The organism is Wolbachia endosymbiont of Pentalonia nigronervosa, assembly GCF_014534705.1.
Lineage (GTDB): Bacteria > Pseudomonadota > Alphaproteobacteria > Rickettsiales > Anaplasmataceae > Wolbachia.
In genome coordinates, this window is the sequence record NZ_JACVWV010000126.1 from 1 (window position 1) to 2204 (window position 2204).

Genomic DNA, 2204 nt, shown 5'->3' on the forward strand with positions numbered 1-2204 from the left:
CAAAATGCGAAACTTTCTGCATTGTCTGATCTTTGTATTCATTATGATAGGTGTACTCACCAATACGCAGGCTATTCTCATCATAAAGCAAAATCTTACGAAATTCAAGCGAAAGCTGCAGAGAATATTTTAGCTTCAGAACCAAATAAATTAAACGAAAAAGATACTCAAATTATTGAACCCCTGGCAAAAGTTCGAGACATAACAATAATTGAAATGGCAAAACTCATCCAAAATAAAGCCCAACAAGCAGTAAAAGCAATAATAAAATGTGAGGAACTTGAAGATCTGGCCGAGAGGAAATTTGAAGCAGCCAAAAATGAGGGAGAGCTAAAGGCTTTACTCAATGATTTTAAACAAAGAATACAAGAAATAGGCAGAGGATGACAGAACAATTTTTACATGGTGTGAATGTTATTGAAGTAACTTCAGGCCCAAAAACAATTAGAACCAGTAAATCATAAGTGATAGGTGTAATTGGCACAGCACCAGATGCAGATGAGCAAAAGTTTCCACTGAATAAACCAATATTAATAGCAGGAAGCTTGAAAGAAGCAGCAAAACTTGGAAAAAAAGGGACTCTTCCTTCTGCAGTAAATGAGATTTTCTCCCAAGTTGGTGCAACAGTAGTAGTTATTCGTGTCGAAGAGAGCAAAAATACTGACTTGAAGTTAAAGGAAGAAGAAACGCTGAAGAATGTAATTGGAGGAATTGACGAAAAAACTGGGGAGTATCAAGGCATACAGGCGTTTTTAAGCAGTGAAAGCATAGTCCATGTTGCTCCAAGAATACTAATTGCCCCTTATTTTACTCATCAATTATCTGAGTCTAAAAATCCGGTAGTAGCAACATTAATAGGAGTAGCAGAAAAGTTGAGAGCAATAATAGTAGCAGATGGGCCAAATACTAACGATGAAGAAGCAATAAAGTGGAGAAAAAGTGTTGGCAGCGCAAGAGTTTACGTTGTTGATCCTTGGGTAAAAGTATCTGAAGGGGAGGAAAAGCCACCAAGTCCATTTGTAGCTGGTTTAATAGCCAAAGTAGATAGTGAAGAAGGATTTTGGCACTCACCATCAAATAAAGAGATAAATGGCATTGTTGGCACAAGTAGAGCTATTGATTTTACACTCGGTAATGCAAGCTGTAGAGCAAATTATTTAAATGAAAATGAAGTAACGACAATAATTCACCAAAATGGCTACAAACTCTGGGGAAACAGAACGTGCTCAGATGATCCAAAGTGGGCTTTTCTATCGGTTAGGCGTACTGCAGATTTAATAAATGACAGCTTATTGAGAGCTCACTTATGGGCAGTTGATCGCAATATTACCAAGACTTACATAGGTGATGTAATTGAAAGCGTAAACTCTTATTTAGCAGGTCTAAAAACCCAAGGAGCGATCATCAGTGGAAAATGTTATGCAACTTCGGACCCAGCTAACATTGCAAGTGGAAAAGTTTTTTTTGACTTTGAATTTACACCACCATACCCAGCTGAGCAGATTACTTTTCGCTCTCACTTGCGAAATAATGAAATTTTATAAAGGGAAAGAAAATGTTGCCAAAAATATTGAGAAACTTTAATGTATTTGTCGATGGTCGAGGCTATGCAGGAAGAATAGATGAAATTACGCTGCCAAAGCTCACCATCAAAACCGAAGAATACCGAGCTGGCGGCATGGACATTCCAATAAGTATAGACATGGGCATGGAGAAATTAGAAGCTGAGTTTACCTTCGCTGAATACGATACAGAACTCTTTCGGCTATTTGGCTTGATAAATGGAAACTCGGTGTCCTTAACTCTTCGTGGAGGAATGCAAGGTAGTAGTAGCAATGAAGTTGAAGCCGTTATTATAAATCTCAGGGGAATATTCAGAGAATTTGATTTTGGTAGCTGGAAACCTGCAGAAAAAGCCACACTCAAATGTACGGTAGCTGCTCATTATTATAAACTTACTATAGGTGGAAATGAGTTAATAGAGATCGATGCTGAAAATATGATGCGGAAAATTAACGGTGTTGATCAGATGTCTTTGCTACAAACAGCTCTAGGGATTTGACAGAAAATGTAAGGTTTTTTTATTGAAAAATTACTAATAATGCATTATAATTGTTAATATTTTTTAGGCATTTTTGCTATGGTTTTATCACAATTTCTTGATCCTAAGAACAATTACGCGTTCCGGCGTATCTTTGGCACTG

2 protein-coding genes and 1 pseudogene are annotated in these 2204 nt (G+C 37.2%); all 3 read left to right on the forward strand.

Annotation, left to right across the window (positions count from 1 at the left end; genetic code table 11):
- On the forward strand, positions 1–387 hold a 387-nt coding region (locus tag IC220_RS07155), incomplete at its 5' end, for a hypothetical protein (protein ID WP_188153748.1).
- Positions 384–1544 (forward strand): annotated as a pseudogene (locus tag IC220_RS07160) (phage tail sheath subtilisin-like domain-containing protein). The gene IC220_RS07155 and the pseudogene IC220_RS07160, both read left to right, overlap by 4 nt.
- Positions 1545–1555: 11 nt before the next feature.
- Positions 1556–2062, forward strand: coding sequence for a phage major tail tube protein (locus tag IC220_RS07165; protein ID WP_188153615.1), 507 nt, complete (start codon positions 1556–1558; stop codon positions 2060–2062).
- The last annotated feature ends 142 nt before the right edge of the window (positions 2063–2204 follow it).

Bases quoted from the DNA above. Each gene is read 5' to 3' on its own strand.
- IC220_RS07165 (WP_188153615.1), top strand. From the start codon at position 1,556: ATGTTGCCAAAAATATTGAGAAACTTTAATGTATTTGTCGATGGTCGA.